The 15,337-nt window shown below is 40.8% G+C and carries 13 protein-coding genes; 3 read left to right on the forward strand and 10 right to left on the reverse strand.

What is annotated here, in order from left to right:
• Positions 1–8: 8 nt before the first annotated feature.
• Positions 9–659 carry a TIGR01621 family pseudouridine synthase gene (locus EL121_RS09375; RefSeq protein ID WP_039196343.1) on the reverse strand — a complete coding sequence of 217 codons (651 nt, stop codon included), beginning with the start codon at positions 657–659 and terminating at the stop codon, positions 9–11.
• 49 nt (positions 660–708) lie between these two features.
• Here EL121_RS09375 and EL121_RS09380 point away from each other — a divergent pair, with 49 nt between their 5' ends.
• The gene (locus EL121_RS09380; protein ID WP_039196344.1) at positions 709–1,341 is read left to right on the forward strand and encodes a histidine phosphatase family protein; all 633 of its coding nucleotides are present in this window, start codon (positions 709–711) and stop codon (positions 1,339–1,341) included.
• 67 nt (positions 1,342–1,408) lie between these two features.
• Here EL121_RS09380 and ruvX read toward each other — a convergent pair whose 3' ends face one another.
• The 3 genes from ruvX to rsmE are packed head-to-tail and all read right to left on the reverse strand — an operon-like array spanning position 1,409 to position 3,165.
• Complete coding sequence (gene ruvX / locus EL121_RS09385; protein ID WP_005596085.1) at positions 1,409–1,822, reverse strand: Holliday junction resolvase RuvX; 414 nt, start codon at positions 1,820–1,822, stop codon at positions 1,409–1,411.
• Between the two features lie 51 nt (positions 1,823–1,873).
• Positions 1,874–2,434, reverse strand: coding sequence for a YqgE/AlgH family protein (locus EL121_RS09390; RefSeq protein WP_014991139.1), 561 nt, complete (start codon positions 2,432–2,434; stop codon positions 1,874–1,876).
• Positions 2,434–3,165, reverse strand: coding sequence for a 16S rRNA (uracil(1498)-N(3))-methyltransferase (rsmE, locus tag EL121_RS09395; protein ID WP_039196345.1), 732 nt, complete (start codon positions 3,163–3,165; stop codon positions 2,434–2,436). Before rsmE ends, EL121_RS09390 begins: the two co-directional genes overlap by 1 nt.
• 141 nt (positions 3,166–3,306) lie before the next feature.
• Between rsmE and EL121_RS09400 the strand changes: the two genes are divergently transcribed.
• Positions 3,307–4,740: an SPFH domain-containing protein gene (locus EL121_RS09400; protein ID WP_039196346.1), complete on the forward strand. Its 1,434-nt coding sequence runs from the start codon at positions 3,307–3,309 to the stop codon at positions 4,738–4,740.
• Positions 4,741–4,809: 69 nt separating this feature from the next.
• Here the strand turns inward: EL121_RS09400 and nrdB are convergent, their stop codons facing one another.
• The 4 genes from nrdB to EL121_RS09420 form a co-directional block, all read right to left on the reverse strand.
• Entirely contained in the window at positions 4,810–5,940 is a 1,131-nt protein-coding gene (gene nrdB, locus EL121_RS09405) for a class Ia ribonucleoside-diphosphate reductase subunit beta (protein ID WP_039196347.1), read from the reverse strand.
• Between the two features lie 113 nt (positions 5,941–6,053).
• Positions 6,054–8,324 carry a class 1a ribonucleoside-diphosphate reductase subunit alpha gene (nrdA, locus tag EL121_RS09410; RefSeq protein ID WP_039196348.1) on the reverse strand — a complete coding sequence of 757 codons (2,271 nt, stop codon included), beginning with the start codon at positions 8,322–8,324 and terminating at the stop codon, positions 6,054–6,056.
• A gap of 216 nt (positions 8,325–8,540) precedes the next feature.
• Positions 8,541–9,620 (reverse strand): metallophosphoesterase, encoded by a 1,080-nt coding sequence (locus EL121_RS09415; RefSeq protein WP_039196349.1) that lies wholly within the window; start codon positions 9,618–9,620, stop codon positions 8,541–8,543.
• Between the two features lie 192 nt (positions 9,621–9,812).
• Positions 9,813–11,339: a catalase gene (locus tag EL121_RS09420; protein WP_039196350.1), complete on the reverse strand. Its 1,527-nt coding sequence runs from the start codon at positions 11,337–11,339 to the stop codon at positions 9,813–9,815.
• 228 nt (positions 11,340–11,567) lie between these two features.
• Here EL121_RS09420 and htpG point away from each other — a divergent pair, with 228 nt between their 5' ends.
• The gene (gene htpG, locus EL121_RS09425; protein ID WP_039196351.1) at positions 11,568–13,445 is read left to right on the forward strand and encodes a molecular chaperone HtpG; all 1,878 of its coding nucleotides are present in this window, start codon (positions 11,568–11,570) and stop codon (positions 13,443–13,445) included.
• 86 nt (positions 13,446–13,531) lie between these two features.
• Here the strand turns inward: htpG and metC are convergent, their stop codons facing one another.
• A complete protein-coding gene (gene metC / locus EL121_RS09430; RefSeq protein ID WP_039196352.1) occupies positions 13,532–14,722 on the reverse strand; it encodes a cystathionine beta-lyase in 1,191 nt (396 codons plus the stop codon).
• A gap of 75 nt (positions 14,723–14,797) precedes the next feature.
• Positions 14,798–15,337, reverse strand: a complete 540-nt coding sequence (dsbB, locus tag EL121_RS09435) for a disulfide bond formation protein DsbB (RefSeq protein ID WP_039196353.1) — start codon at positions 15,335–15,337, stop codon at positions 14,798–14,800.

The raw sequence follows: 15,337 nt of genomic DNA on the forward strand, positions 1-15,337 counted from the left end.
TTATAGCATTAAATGTTTTTTATATGCTCAGCATTGCAAATTTTTGCCCAAAATTGACCGCTTGTCGGTGAGCTTTGGATACAAAAAGATTCGCCTTGATATTCAAATTTTAGCTGATAAGCATGTAAGTAAACCCGATCCGCTTCTGTGCCGGCATAGAGTTGATCACCTAAAATCGGGCTGCCTAAACTTTTCATCGCTACCCTTAATTGATGCGTTTTACCGGTTTTTGGTTGCAAAATAAAATGGCGTAAATTTGGCTCAAGCGAATGCGAAACAAATTGAGTCACGGCAGGATTCTGTTTGCTATGGCACAGTTTCCATGCCCCGTTACGGCTTTTTTGCATATCACCGCTAATTTTACCTTGTTTCTTTTTCGGTTTTTGATCGCTTAATGCCCAATAGGTTTTTTCGATTTTATGCTGTTCAAATAGGTGATAAAAGTGTACGGCAGCTTGTTTGTTCAAAGCGAAAATTAATAAGCCGGACGTAACTTTATCTAAGCGATGTACCAGCCAAACTTGTTCCACTTGTAATTGTTCAGCGAGTTTTTCGGTTAATCCGACCGCTTCCTCGTCTTTGTGCACACTCATCCCGACGGGTTTATCAATCACAACAAAGTCGTGATGTTGGAAGCAAATAGTCAATTTTTCAGTCATTTTTTGCTATACTCCGATAAATTTTGTCTATTTTAACAGGGAATTGAATATGGCACTCAACATTTATTTGGTCCGTCACGGGAAAACCGTTTGGAATTTAGAAGGGCGTTTGCAAGGCTCCGGCGATTCACCTTTGGTTGAAGAAGGTATTGAAGGCGCAAAAAAAGCAGGGAGAGCGTTAAAAGAGGTTAAATTTTCCGCCGCTTATTCCAGTATGCAAAAACGTGCGCAAGATACCGCAAATTATATTTTGGCGGAAAATAACGAGAAGAATATTCCGCACTTTCACCATTTCGGTTTAAATGAGTTTGATTTTGGGCTTTGGGAAGGCACTAAATCGGTCGATTTATACTCAATTGATGAATATTGGACGATGAAAAAAACACCGGCGGAATATCGTGCGGAAACTAATGGCGGTGAAACTTACGAAGATCTTTATAACCGCGTGATTAACGTTTTCAATCAAATTGCACAGTTACATCAATCAAATGAAAACGTATTAATCGTTGCGCATGGCATGACGTTAACCGTATTAACTGCCGTATTACGAGGTTTGCACTGGTCGGAATGTCGTGATGAAACCAAACACAGTTTTGTGATTAACACTGCAATTAACCGTGCGGTCGTTGAGAATGGTAAGGCTGAATTAGTTGAGTTTAACCGCACGGAACATTTGGCTTAGATTTGCAAAAAAATCCAAAAATTAGACCGCTTATTTGCGTTGTTCAAATTAGCGGTCTTACTATTTTTTATTGGGCTTCAAACCAGCTTTCTAAAATTAAGCAGGCGGAAATCGAATCCACTTTATCTTTTTTTAAGGCTTTGTAACCGCCTCGTTCAAAGATTTCCGCTTTCGCTGATACTGTTGTGAGGCGTTCGTCTTGTAACTCAACCGGCAAATTAAAACGTCCGTTTAAGCGATTAGCAAATTTTTTCGCTCTTTGGGTGAGCGGCTGTTCGCTGCCGTCCATATTGAGCGGTAAGCCAACTACTAAGCGTTCCGGTTGCCATTCTTTGATCACTTTTTCAATTTGATCCCAGTTCGGAATCCCGTCTTGCGCTTTAAAAGAGGGAAGTCCCTGTGCAGTGCCGGTAATATCTTGTCCGACCGCACAACCGATGCTATAAGTACCGAAATCGAATGCGAGAATTGTTCTTGCCATATTATCCTTTTGCAAAAAATTGTGTATTTTTGACCGCTACTTAAGCCATCATTAGGCTCTGCCGGCACGGGCTAACACACCTGAAATACCGAGCATTTCATTGGCTTCTACCCAACGTTCTAAATAACCGGTTTCGAATAAAGTTTTGTCGTTCGCATCGGATACCAACCAATAATTGCGTGCGATTTCTTGTTCGAGTTGTTCCGGTTTCCACGTGGCACAACCCAAACAGACAATAAATTTTTCCGGTGCTTCCGGTTTACCAAGGCTATCCAGCACATCGCCTGATGTAGTCAACAAAATATTATCGGTAACACGATAGCTATGTAAAAATTCTTGTTCGGTTTTGGTGTGAATAATAAAACCACGATCTTGGCTGACCGGCCCACCGCTTAAGACCATTTGATCTTTATGATAATTACGTTGATTCGCCATCTGGAAATCCATACGGGTAATCAATTCCAACACGGATAAATCGGTCGGCGTGTTAATTACTAAGCCCATCGCACCATTACTGTTATGTTCGCAGATATAAATCACAGTACGATCAAAGTAATCGTCATCAATTTCCGGCGTTGCAATCAAAAATTTGCCTTGTAAATTTTCTAACATTAAATATCTCCAAAACAAACCTGTAGGGCGGTAATTGCCGCAAGTGAGGCGGTTTCCGTACGCAAGACTCGTTTGCCGAGTAAAACTTCGGTAAAGCCTTGGGTTTCGGTCATTGCGATTTCTTCAGCGGATAAGCCGCCTTCCGAACCGATTAATAAACGCACACCGGCTTCAGGCACATTCGGCAGCTGGCGAATGGTGTATTTCGCACGAGGATGCAGATTTAATTTCAGCATATCATCCTGTTCTTTACACCAGTCGGTTAACTTCATAATCGGGCGAATTTCAGGAATTTCATTACGTCCGCATTGTTCACAAGCGGCAATCGCAATTTTTTGCCATTGCTGTAGTTTTTTGTCTTGGCGTTCATCGTTAAGTTTTACCCCACATCGTTCAGACCAAAGCGGAGTAATGGTTTTTACGCCTAACTCAACCGATTTTTGAATGGTAAATTCCATCCGATCGCCGCGAGAAATCACCTGCCCTAAGTGAATCGGTAAATTGGATTCACGATTATCCAATTCACCACTATCAATTTTTGCAATAATTTGCTTTTTTCCGACCGCTTGTAATGTCGCGTGGAAAATATGGTTTGAGCCGTCAAATAAAATAATTTGATCGCCTTCTGTCATACGTAACACACGGCCGACGTGATTAGTTGCATCTTCACTTAAAATACAACTGGCTTGATTCGCTAATAATTCAGGATGGTAAATTCTTGGAATGCGCATAAGATATTCTTTCATTAACAATAATGTGCCTATTGTAATGGAAATTGCCTGTTAAATAAATTTTTGCAAAATAATTCTAGAATTTAACCGCTTGATGACGTATCTTTGATAAAGATTCATTCTTTCAAAAGGAGGCTAAGTATGGATTTTATTTATATCGCAGTCGCTGTGTCACTGGTTGCTATTTTGGTACTTTCATTGGTGGTTGCGTTGTTATTTCGCCGTGTGGTGAAAACCAATGAAGTACACATTGTACAATCGGGCGGGAAAACAACCTCTTATGGTAAAGATACCGGAAATGGTAACGTTTATTATGCGTTTCCTTCATGGTTACCGGTGATTGGCGTGAGTACGATTGTGCTGCCGGTTTCGGTCTTTTCAATCAAAATTGATAACTACGAAGCGTACGATTTAGAACGTTTACCTTTTGTGGTGGATATTACCGCTTTCTTCCGTGTGTCCGATTCAAATCTTGCTGCACAACGTGTGTCGGATTTCCATGATATGAATATTCAATTGGTTGATATTATCCAAGGTTCGGTGCGTTCGATTCTTTCGAGCCGTAACCTAAACGATATTTTACAAGTACGTTCGGAGTTGGGCGATGATTTTACCCAAGCGGTCAAAGAGCAATTGAAAAATTGGGGGATTGAGCCGGTTAAGAATATTGAACTGATGGATATTCGTGATAGCGGTAATTCGAAAGTGATTTTCAATATTATGGAAATTAAAAAATCCTTTATTGAAAAGGAAAGCCGTGTTGAAGTCGCTCGTAACCAAAAAGAAGCACAAATTGCGGAAATTGAAGCGAAAAAAGAAGCGGATGTAAAACGCCAGGAAGCGGAAAAAGAAGTCGGCTTAAAAACAGTGGAAAATCAACGAGAAGTGGCAGTATCTAACGAACAAGCGCAACAGTTGGTGAAAGAACAAGAAAAAATCACTAAAGAACGCGAGATGGAGGTCAAACGTGTTGCGGAAGTAAAACAAGCGGAAATTGCCAAAGATGTTGAAATTGTGAAAGCGGATCAAGAAAAACGTACGCAAGAAATTAAGGCGGAAGCGAATAAAAATGCGTTGATTATTGATTCTGAAGCTGAAAAACAACATCAAATTTTAGTCGCGGAAGGTGAAAAACAAAAAGCGTTTTTAGCGGCTGAAGCATTGCTTGAAACAAAAGATAAAGAAGCGCAAGGTATTGCGAAAATCGGTTCGGCAGAAGCGGAAGCGAAGCAAAAACTGGAGATTTCATTAGTATCCGGTCAAATTGAATTAGCGAAAGAAATCGGTGGTAATGAAGGTTATCAAAGCTACTTGATCAGTATTCGTCAAATTGAAGCAAATCAGGCGATCGGTATTGAACAAGCGAAAGCGCTTTCAAATTCAGATATGAAATTTATCATTAATGATGAAAAAGTGGATAAAGGCATTCAGCGCGTAGGTGAGTTATTCAGTTCGACCGGCGGCACTAAAATTGCTGCAACGCTGGAAGGATTAAACCAATCAGACTTAGGTAAGGCATTAATTGGTAAGTTTTTAGGTACTAACGGCTCGGAACCTAAAGCATCGGATAAATAGGCTAAACAAGCGGTCGAATTTTCTCTATTTTTTGCAAAAAATTATAGAGAAACGACCGCTTGTTTTTATTTAAAGTTCAAAACTGTCAAAATCGTTAGTATCGACTTTGGCATCAATTTGTCCAACCAAATAGGAACTTACTTCGACTTCTTGTGGTGCAACTTGTACGTTATCAGACACCAGCCAAGCGTTAATCCAAGGAATCGGATTTGAAGCGGTGGCAAAAGGGCGAGGTAATCCGACCGCTTGCATTCGAATATTGGTAATGTATTCGACATATTTCACCAAAATATCTTCATTCAAACCAATCATTGAACCGTCTTTGAATAAATACGCCGCCCATTCTTTTTCTTGTTCTGCCGCTGCCACAAAAAGCTCATAAGCTTCTTGTTTACATTCTTCGGCAATTTGTGCCATTTCCGGATCATCTTGTCCGGATGCCATAATGTTCAACATATTTTGTGTGCCGGTTAAATGGAGGTATTCATCACGTGCGATGAATTTAATAATTTTAGCGTTACCTTCCATTAACTGACGCTCGGCAAACGCAAAAGAACAAGCGAACGATACGTAAAAACGAATCGCTTCCAGCACGTTCACACTCATTAAGCATAAATAAAGTTGGCGTTTTAGATTGCGTAAAGTCACTTGGTATTGCTTGCCGTCCACCGTATAACAACCTTCTCCGTAGAGCGTATAAAGTTGCGAATCTCGAATTAAATCATCGTAGTAACAAGAAATATCTTTCGCGCGTTTAATAATTTCTTCGTTAGTCACGATATCGTCAAATACAATAGACGGATCATTCACGATATTACGGATAATGTGCGTATAAGAACGTGAATGGATCGTTTCGGAAAACGTCCAGGTTTCGATCCAAGTTTCTAGTTCCGGAATCGATACTAACGGCAAAAATGCTACGTTCGGGCTGCGACCTTGAATAGAATCAAGTAATGTTTGATATTTTAAGTTACTGATAAAAATATGTTTTTCATGTTCCGGCAATGATTGGTAGTCGATGCGATCTTGCGAGACATCAACTTCTTCCGGACGCCAGAAAAATGAGAGTTGTTTTTCGATTAACTTTTCAAATAATTCATATTTTTGTTGGTCATAACGAGCAACATTCACATTTTGCCCGAAAAACATCGGTTCTTTTAATTGATCATTTTTATTTTGTGAGAAAGTGGTGTATGCCATGTTATCTCCTTTTTAAATAATTACCCTCGCCCCTTGTGGGAGAGAAACAGATTTTTCTTCGTATAGAAGAAAAATTAGGGAGAGGGGAAAAAATGTTAGTAAGCCTGCATTGCCTAAATTTTGCAAGCACCACCGGCACAACCGTCATTTAAATCTTGTTGGGAATCTTCCGCTCCGTCTCTGGTATTTTGGTAATAGAGCGTTTTTAATCCGTATTTATAAGCGGTCAGTAAATCGGCAAGTAAGCGTTTCATCGGCACTTTACCGTCTTCAAATCTTTGCGGGTCATAGTTGGTATTTGCAGAAATCGCCTGATCAATGAATTTCTGCATAATACCGACCAGCTGTAAGTAACCGCTCATATCGGGTATATCCCACAATAACTCGTATTGTGAACGGAGCTTTTCATATTCCGGCACAACTTGTTTTAAGATGCCGTCTTTTGAGGCTTTAACACTCACGTAGCCACGCGGCGGCTCAATGCCGTTGGTCGCATTGGAAATTTGCGAGGAAGTTTCTGACGGCATTAGCGAGCTTAACGTTGAGTTACGTAAGCCGAATTGTTGAATCTCCGCACGCAAACTTTCCCAATCATAATGTAGAGGTTCTTGAGTCAGGTTATTCAATTCTTTTTTATAACTATCAATCGGTAAAATGCCTTGAGCATAGCTCGTCTCATTAAATAACTTACAAGCACCTTGTTCTTTGGCTAAATTGAGCGAAGCTTTCAGTAAATAATATTGCATCGCTTCAAAAGTTCTGTGCGTAAGCGCATTGGCAGAACCGTCTGAATAACGCACGCCGTTTTTCGCTAAGTAATAAGCGTAGTTGATGACCCCGATGCCAAGTGAACGGCGAGCTAATGCGGCGTGTTTTGCTGCTTTCACCGGATAATCTTGATAATCTAACAAGGCATCTAGCGCTCGTACCACTAAGTCGGCAAGCGGTTCAAATTCATCTAAATTTTGCAAAGTACCTAAGTTAAATGCTGAAAGGGTACAGAGTGCTATTTCCCCGTTTTCATCGTTAATATCATTCAGCGGTTTGGTCGGCAATGCGATTTCTAAACATAAATTTGATTGTTTGATCGGTGCAACTTGCGGATTAAATGGTGAATGCGTATTGCAATGATCGACATTCTGAATATAAATACGACCGGTTGAAGCGCGTTCTTGCATGAGCAGTGAAAATAACTCAACCGCTTTCACACTGCGTTTACGAATGTTCGGGTCTTGCTCATATTGCAGATAAAGCTGTTCGAACTTTTCTTGATCAGCAAAAAACGCTTCATACAAACCATCGACATCAGACGGGCTGAATAAGGTGATTTCGCCACCCTTAATTAAGCGTTGATACATCAGCTTGTTGAGCTGTACACCGTAGTCCATATGACGGCAGCGGTTGTCTTCTACACCTCGATTGTTTTTTAACACCAATAAACTTTCTACTTCTAAGTGCCATAGCGGGTAGTAAACCGTTGCAGCGCCGCCACGCACACCGCCTTGAGAGCAAGATTTCACCGCACTTTGGAAATGCTTATAAAACGGAATGCAACCGGTGTGGAAAGCTTCTCCTTGACGAATCGGGCTGCCTAATGCACGGATTGCACCGGCGTTAATGCCAATGCCCGCACGTTGCGAAACGTATTTAATAATTGCAGCGGAAGTGGCATTGATTGAATCCAAACTATCACCGCATTCGATCAATACGCAAGAACTAAACTGACGAGTCGGTGTTCTTACCCCTGACATAATCGGGGTCGGTAATGAAATTTTGAAAGTTGAAGTCGCATCGTAAAAACGTTTTACATAATCCAACCGAGTGGTTTTCGGATATTTCGAAAACAAGCAGGCAGCCACTAAAAGATATAAGAATTGTGCCGATTCATAGATTTCTCCGGTCACTCGGTTTTGGACTAAATATTTTCCTTCCAACTGTTTGACCGCCGCATAAGAAAAATCCATATCTCGGCTGTGTACGAGAAACTCATTCATTAACTGCCATTCTTGTTCGGTATAGTCGGTTAACAGTGCTTGATCGTATTTACCGAGTGCAACCAGCTTTTTAATATGGGTGAATAAATGAGGAGGGGTGAAGTCCCCATAGGCTTTTTTACGCAGATGAAACATTGCTAAACGTGCGGCTAGATATTGATAATCCGGCGTTTCGGTACTGATTAAATCAGCGGCAGCTTTGATGATTGTCTCGTGAATATCAGCAGTGCGAATACCTTGGTAAAACTGAATATGGGCGCTCAGTTCCACTTGTGATACCGATACATTCTGTAAGCCTTCGGCAGCCCAAGTGATCACACGATGAATTTTATCCAAATCAAACGGCTCTTGCTGGCCGTTGCGTTTGGTTACCATCAATGTTTTCTGCATAAAATGTGTCTCCTTTTATTGTATTGTTTAACCACTATATGTTGTGGTTTTGAAATTCTTATATACAAGATATTGTTTTATTGAGGCGTATGCAAGCAGAAAATTTTGTAAAAGGATATTGACAAAAGATAAGTGATTGAAGATAGGACGATTCGAGAAATGTAAAAAAATAAACCCCTGAAAATCAATTCAGGGGTTTGCATAAAAAAACTAAGGTTATTTACCTTTCACGTCAATAATAAAGACTTCGGATTGCGAACCAAGCCGCATCGGTATGCCCCAAAAGCCGTAACCAGAGGTGACAAAATAATGACCTAAACCGATTTTTTCATAGCCATAATGCAGTCGATAAATCACGTTAGTCATTAAATTTGCCGGAAAAATTTGACCTTTGTGCGTATGTCCGGATACTTGTAAATCAATCGGTAATTGTGAATGTTGCTCGATTTGCGTTGGGCGATGGTCAAGTAAAAACACCGGTAAATTCGAGTTTACTGCCGTTAATAATTGAGCGGCACTCGGTCTGTTTTTTACGAGGTCATCGTTACGTCCGATGATAGTAAATTTTCCGTTAATTTCGACCGCTTGATCCCATAGTACTTGGATACCTGCTTTTTGAATTTCGGCGGCAATCGCTTGCTGTTCTCCAAAGAAATCGTGATTACCCAAAGTGGCATAAACCCCTAAAGGTGCTTTGAGCTTAGCTAAATACGGTTGCATATTTTCGGCTACATAAGCATCGGTATTATCGTCCATAATATCGCCGGGTAATAAAATCAGATCGACATTTTGCTGATTAAAGATCTCCGCTAATTTATCTAATTGTTTCGCGCCAAACCATTGCCCTAAGTGCAGATCACTTGCTACACCAATACGTAGCGGTTGAGCTAGCGGTTTATCCAATTGCACGGAATAATGTACCACTTTCGGCGTATAAGCGTTATATAAGGCGAGTCCAACAATGCCGAAAAATGCGAACGGATAGGTAATTTTTAAGGCAAAATTGACCGCTTGTTTGCCTTTAAATAGGCGGTAAATCACCACACAAGCAAGGCTAACGAATAACGCAAACAGCAGTAAAGCGAGCATTAGTGCAGTGATTCTAAAACCGTTAAATGTTCGTGTGACAGTAAGAATCGCTAAGCCATTTGCAGCTAGATAGCTAATAAATGTCACGATCTTGCGTGATTTAGTAGATAAGTTGAATAGCCAACCTACGGTACGAGAAAAGTTAAATACGAGGCATTGCAAAACAAGAATGGCAATTCCCGTGGTGATGTAATAACGATATTCCAAAAGCTTTCCTTTTTGTTTAAAAATAAAAAACGTGGGAATTGTAACGCAGATTGATTTTTCAAACAAAAGAAAAGCCCTATCGTGTAGATAGGGCTTTGATAGAGCAAATGCATTTATGTAAGGAGGACTACTGTGTGCGATTATCTCGCGGGTTTTTGAACAGTTGCATTTGCTAATTTGGTGACTTCTAAATTAGAAGTTAGGTTTTAATAAACCCGGTTGACCCATTGCCGGATCAGTATTATATGCTTCCATCGCATCGGCAACTGTCATACCTAATGCTTTTGCAACGCCTTCACCGTAAGCCGGATCACAGAAGTAACAGTTACGAATGTGGCGATATTTAATAAAGTCTAATGCATCACCCATACCTGCCGCAGTATTCTTGAATAGCGATTCTTTTTCTGAATCAGTCATATTGTTGAATAATACACGTGGCTGGCTGAAATAATCCGCATCGTCTTGGCGGAAATCCCAATGTGCCGCATCACCGTTAATTTTGAGTGGTGGTTCAGCAAATTGTGCTTGTTCTTGCCATTGACCGAAGCTATTCGGCTCATAATGTAAGGTTGAACCGTAGTTACCGTCCACTCGACCTTGACCGTCACGCGCATTACTGTGAACCGGACAACGAGGTGCGTTTACCGGAATTTGGTGGTGGTTTACACCTAAACGGTAACGTTGTGCATCTGCATAGTTGAATAAGCGAGCCTGTAACATACGGTCCGGTGATACGCTGATACCCGGCACTAAGTTACTCGGAGCAAATGCAGATTGTTCAACATCAGCAAAGAAGTTTGCCGGGTTGCGGTTTAATTCCATTACGCCGACTTCGATTAATGGATAGTCTTTTTTAGACCAAACTTTAGTTAAATCGAACGGATGAAAATCCACTTGTTCCGCTTCTGCTTCGGGCATTACTTGAATATAAAGTTTCCATTTCGGGAAATCGCCTTTTTCGATTGATTCGTATAAATCGCGTTGGTGTGATTCACGATCGTTAGCGATAATTGCCGCCGCTTCTTCATTAGTTAAGTTTTTAATGCCTTGTTCGGTACGAAAATGGAATTTCACCCAGAAGCGTTCGTTATTTGCATTGATTAAGCTATATGTGTGTGAACCGTAACCGTGCATATGGCGGTATGAAGCCGGGATACCACGCTCAGACATTACGATCGTTACTTGGTGGAATGCTTCCGGTAATAACGTCCAGAAGTCCCAGTTGTTTGTCGCGCTACGCATATTTGTGCGTGGGTCACGTTTAACCGCTTTATTTAAGTCAGGGAATTTACGTGGATCACGTAAGAAGAATACCGGTGTGTTGTTACCGACTAAGTCCCAGTTACCTTGTTCGGTATAGAATTTAACCGCAAAGCCACGGATATCACGTTCTGCATCTGCCGCACCACGTTCACCGGCTACAGTGGTAAAACGTGCGAATAATTCGGTTTCTTTACCCACTTCGCTAAAGATTGCCGCTTTAGTGTATTGAGTAATATCATGGGTCACGATGAATTTACCGAATGCGCCGGAACCTTTAGCATGCATACGGCGCTCAGGAATAACTTCACGCACGAAGTTGGCTAATTTCTCGTTTAACCATAAATCCTGTGCAAGCAACGGACCGCGAGGGCCGGCAGTTAAACTGTTTTGGTTATCAACAACAGGCGCACCGTTGTTCATCGTTAATGATGTATGATGGAATGGACATTTAGACATAATAATTACCTTGGAATGTTAATAGGTTTTGTGTATGGATATATTATTATTGATAGATTTTATTTTGTAAAACTATCAATTTGATAAAATATAGCGATTAAATTAGATTTTTTAATAGGAAATAACTTTGATTTTTTGGCTTGAAAAGTAAATAAGGTTTCCCCATTTACTAAGGCGTTTAAAAGCGGTGGAATTCCGCTTATTTTTTGTAAATTAAAGAGGGATAAAATGAGTACCAATCAAGAAACAAGAGGCTTCCAATCGGAAGTTAAGCAATTACTTCAGTTAATGATCCATTCACTTTATTCAAATAAAGAAATTTTCTTACGTGAATTAATCTCCAATGCGTCTGATGCGGCGGATAAACTGCGTTTTAAAGCGCTTTCCAATCCTGCGTTATATGAAGGTGACGGCGAATTACGTGTACGAGTGAGCTTTGATGAAACTTTAGGCACACTGACTATCAGCGATAACGGTATCGGTATGAACCGTGAACAGGTTATCGATCACTTGGGTACGATCGCTAAATCAGGCACCAAAGAGTTTTTAAATTCGTTAGGTACGGATCAAGCAAAAGACAGCCAATTAATCGGTCAATTCGGGGTTGGTTTTTATTCGGCATTTATTGTGGCGGACAAAGTGACGGTGAAAACCCGTGCGGCGGGCGAAACACAAGCCGTACTTTGGGAATCTGCCGGTGAAGGCGATTACACAGTTGCGGATATTGAGAAAGCAACACGTGGTACGGACGTTATTTTACATCTGCGTGAGGATGAAAAAGAATTTTTAAGCGAATGGCGTTTACGTGAAATTATCGGTAAATATTCGGATCATATTGGCTTACCGGTTGAAATCCAAACTACAGAATATGATGAAGAAGGCAAAGCAAGCGGTCAAAAATGGGAAAAAATTAACAAAGCGCAAGCACTTTGGACTCGTTCAAAAAACGAAATTTCAGACGAAGAATACCAAGAGTTTTATAAACATTTAAGCCACGATTATAATGACTCACTCATCTGGGCGCATAATAAAGTAGAAGGTAAACAAGAATATACCAGCTTACTTTATGTGCCGGCAAAAGCACCTTGGGATATGTTCAATCGTGATCAGAAACACGGCTTAAAACTTTATGTACAGCGTGTATTTATTATGGACGATGCGGAAGTGTTTATGCCGAATTACCTACGTTTTATGCGAGGTTTATTAGACACGAATGACTTGCCGTTAAACGTTTCACGTGAGATTTTACAAGAAAATAAAGTCACCGCTTCACTGCGTTCGGCATTAACTAAACGTGCATTACAATTATTGGAAAAATTAGCGAAGGACGATCAAGATAAATACCAAACCTTCTGGAATGAATTCGGGTTAGTGTTAAAAGAAGGTGTTGGCGAAGATTTTGCGAATAAACAACAAATTGCGTCGTTATTCCGCTTTGCTTCAACCCAAACTGATTCTAGCGAACAAACAGTAAGTTTGGCGGATTATGTCGGCAGAATGAAAGAAGGTCAGAAAGCGATTTATTTCTTAACCGCTGATAACTATGTGGCAGCGAAAAATAGTCCGCACCTTGAACTGTTTAATAAGAAAGGTATTGAAGTGCTGCTATTATCTGATCGTATTGACGAGTGGGTAGTTGGTCATTTAACCGAATTTGACGGCAAACCGTTGCAAAGTATCACAAAATCGGATCTGGATTTAGGCGATCTCGCCGATAAGGAACAAGAAGAGAGCCAAAAAGCACAACAAGCGGAATTCGGATCTTTCCTTGAACGTGCGCAAAACTATTTTGGTGACCGTGTGAAAAAAGTAGTATTAACGCATCGCTTAACCGACACGCCGGCAGTGGTTTCAACCGATAGTGATGAAATGACTACGCAAATGGCAAAACTGTTTGCTGCAATGGGACAAAAAGCACCGGAAGTGAAATATACATTTGAGTTAAATCCGGATCATCAAATGGTTAAGAAAATCGCAGATCTTGCTGATGAAACGGAATTCAATGATTGGATTGAATTATTGTTTGAACAAGCATTGCTTGCAGAGCGTGGTTCATTAGAAAACCCGGCAGCATTTATCAAACGTATGAATAAATTGCTTGGTTAATTACTAGAGATATAAAAAAGGCTATCGAGAGATAGCCTTTTATTTTAAATTGCAATTTTTTCTGTAAATTTGACCGCTTGCAACGTTTATTTTAAACGCTCAAAGCCTTTTTCTAAATCGGCAATCAGATCTTCAACTGCTTCTAAACCAACGTGAATGCGAATCAGCGTACCATTGAGTTTTCTTTCGATTGCCGGACGGATACGAGCAATTTCTTCCGGTTGGTTGGCTAGGATGAGGGATTCAAAACCGCCCCAAGAATATGCCATGGTAAATAATTCGAAATGATCTAAAAAGTGAGCTAATTGTTCATCATTTAACTTTTGGTTAAGTTCGAATGAAAACAGACCGCTTGCACCTTTAAAATCTCGTTTGAAAAATTCGTGTCCCGGGCAGCTTGGTAAAGCAGGGTGGAAGACCGCTTTTACTTCCGGACGTTGTGCCAACCATTGTGCCACTTGAATTGAACGTTCTTGGTGTTCTTTTAAACGAATACCGAGCGTGCGTAACCCTCGAGCCGTAGTATAAGCTGAATCCGCATCAACCATTTGCCCCATTAAATATGAACGTTCACGGAGCTGATCCCAACAACGCGCATTAGATACGGCTGTGCCAATCATCACATCAGAGTGACCGACTAAATATTTAGTGCCGGCTTGAATCGAAATATCAATACCGAATTCAAGCGCAGGGAATAATACGCCGCCTGCCCAAGTGTTATCGATCATAATCACGATATCCGGATTGACGTCACGAGCAATTCGAACCAAAGTTGGGATATCCGGCACTTCCATTGTCAGTGAGCTTGGCGATTCTAAAAATAGCACTTTAGTATTCGGTTGAATAAGCGCACGAATGCCTTCACCGATGAGCGGATCGTAATAAGTTGTGCTTACACCAATATTTTTTAAGATAACGTTGCAGAAATCTTGGGTTGGCTCATAAGCCGCACCGGTCATTAATATGTGATCGCCTTGAGAAACAAACGCTAAGATTGAGTTAGTCACGGCTGCCGCACCGCACGGATAAAGATAACAGCCGGCTCCGCCTTCTAATTCACACATTGCATCTTGTAGAGCGAAGTGGGTTAGGGTGCCTCGTCTGCCGTAAAATAATTCACCTTTATAGCGATTACGAGTGGCATTCTTTTTTTGTGCAACCGAGTCAAACACTAAAGAAGAGGCACGTTGAACGACAGGATTCACAGAACCTTGGGTATAACGAGATTTACGTCCGGCATGGACAAATTTGGTTTCAAGTTGAGAGAAATTTGACATTGTGTTTCCTTATTGTAGTTATAAGAAAGCGGTCTGATTTATGCAAAATTTTGCAAAAATTCGACCGCTTGTAGGTTATCTGAATACGCTACGATATTGTGGTTTAGCTCGTTTGAATTGGCTGATGAGTACGATAACAAAAGCAAGCGCGAACATTGCGAAGGCAACGATAAGCCATTCCGGCATGCCTAAGCCAAGCATTTCCCATTGTTTCTCACTACAATTTACCGGGCCAGGTGCAAAAATGCTTGGGAACCATTGATCAAACGGCATTGTTTGTGGAAATTCCGGTTTAAACTCACATTGATTCCAAGGAGAAGGATTTGCTTGATAATCATGGTGTTTGACGGCTAATGCAAGCCCTTTAAAGGCACTGAAGCCCCAAATGAATAAAGCAAGCCAACGAGTAAGAAAAAAACGAGGGGAGATCGAACCGAGTAAACCGGCAATGATAAGTCCTAAAATCGCAAGACGTTCATAGACACACATGACACAAGGAACTAATCCCATTCCATATTGGAAATAAATGCCCGTTGCCTCAAGAGCAAAAGCAATAACAGCAAGTAATAGCCATGCGGTGCGGCTTAATGAGAGTTGTTTGAAGTAGCTGAGCAT

Origin of the sequence: Actinobacillus equuli (genome assembly GCF_900636745.1) — a bacterium.
Classification (GTDB): domain Bacteria; phylum Pseudomonadota; class Gammaproteobacteria; order Enterobacterales; family Pasteurellaceae; genus Actinobacillus; species Actinobacillus equuli.

Bases quoted from the DNA above. Each gene is read 5' to 3' on its own strand.
- EL121_RS09375 (WP_039196343.1), bottom strand. From the start codon at position 659: ATGACTGAAAAATTGACTATTTGCTTCCAACATCACGACTTTGTTGTG.
- EL121_RS09380 (WP_039196344.1), top strand. From the start codon at position 709: ATGGCACTCAACATTTATTTGGTCCGTCACGGGAAAACCGTTTGGAAT.
- ruvX (WP_005596085.1), bottom strand. From the start codon at position 1,822: ATGGCAAGAACAATTCTCGCATTCGATTTCGGTACTTATAGCATCGGT.
- EL121_RS09390 (WP_014991139.1), bottom strand. From the start codon at position 2,434: ATGTTAGAAAATTTACAAGGCAAATTTTTGATTGCAACGCCGGAAATT.
- rsmE (WP_039196345.1), bottom strand. From the start codon at position 3,165: ATGCGCATTCCAAGAATTTACCATCCTGAATTATTAGCGAATCAAGCC.
- EL121_RS09400 (WP_039196346.1), top strand. From the start codon at position 3,307: ATGGATTTTATTTATATCGCAGTCGCTGTGTCACTGGTTGCTATTTTG.
- nrdB (WP_039196347.1), bottom strand. From the start codon at position 5,940: ATGGCATACACCACTTTCTCACAAAATAAAAATGATCAATTAAAAGAA.
- nrdA (WP_039196348.1), bottom strand. From the start codon at position 8,324: ATGCAGAAAACATTGATGGTAACCAAACGCAACGGCCAGCAAGAGCCG.
- EL121_RS09420 (WP_039196350.1), bottom strand. From the start codon at position 11,339: ATGTCTAAATGTCCATTCCATCATACATCATTAACGATGAACAACGGT.
- htpG (WP_039196351.1), top strand. From the start codon at position 11,568: ATGAGTACCAATCAAGAAACAAGAGGCTTCCAATCGGAAGTTAAGCAA.
- metC (WP_039196352.1), bottom strand. From the start codon at position 14,722: ATGTCAAATTTCTCTCAACTTGAAACCAAATTTGTCCATGCCGGACGT.
- dsbB (WP_039196353.1), bottom strand. From the start codon at position 15,337: ATGCTCAGCTACTTCAAACAACTCTCATTAAGCCGCACCGCATGGCTA.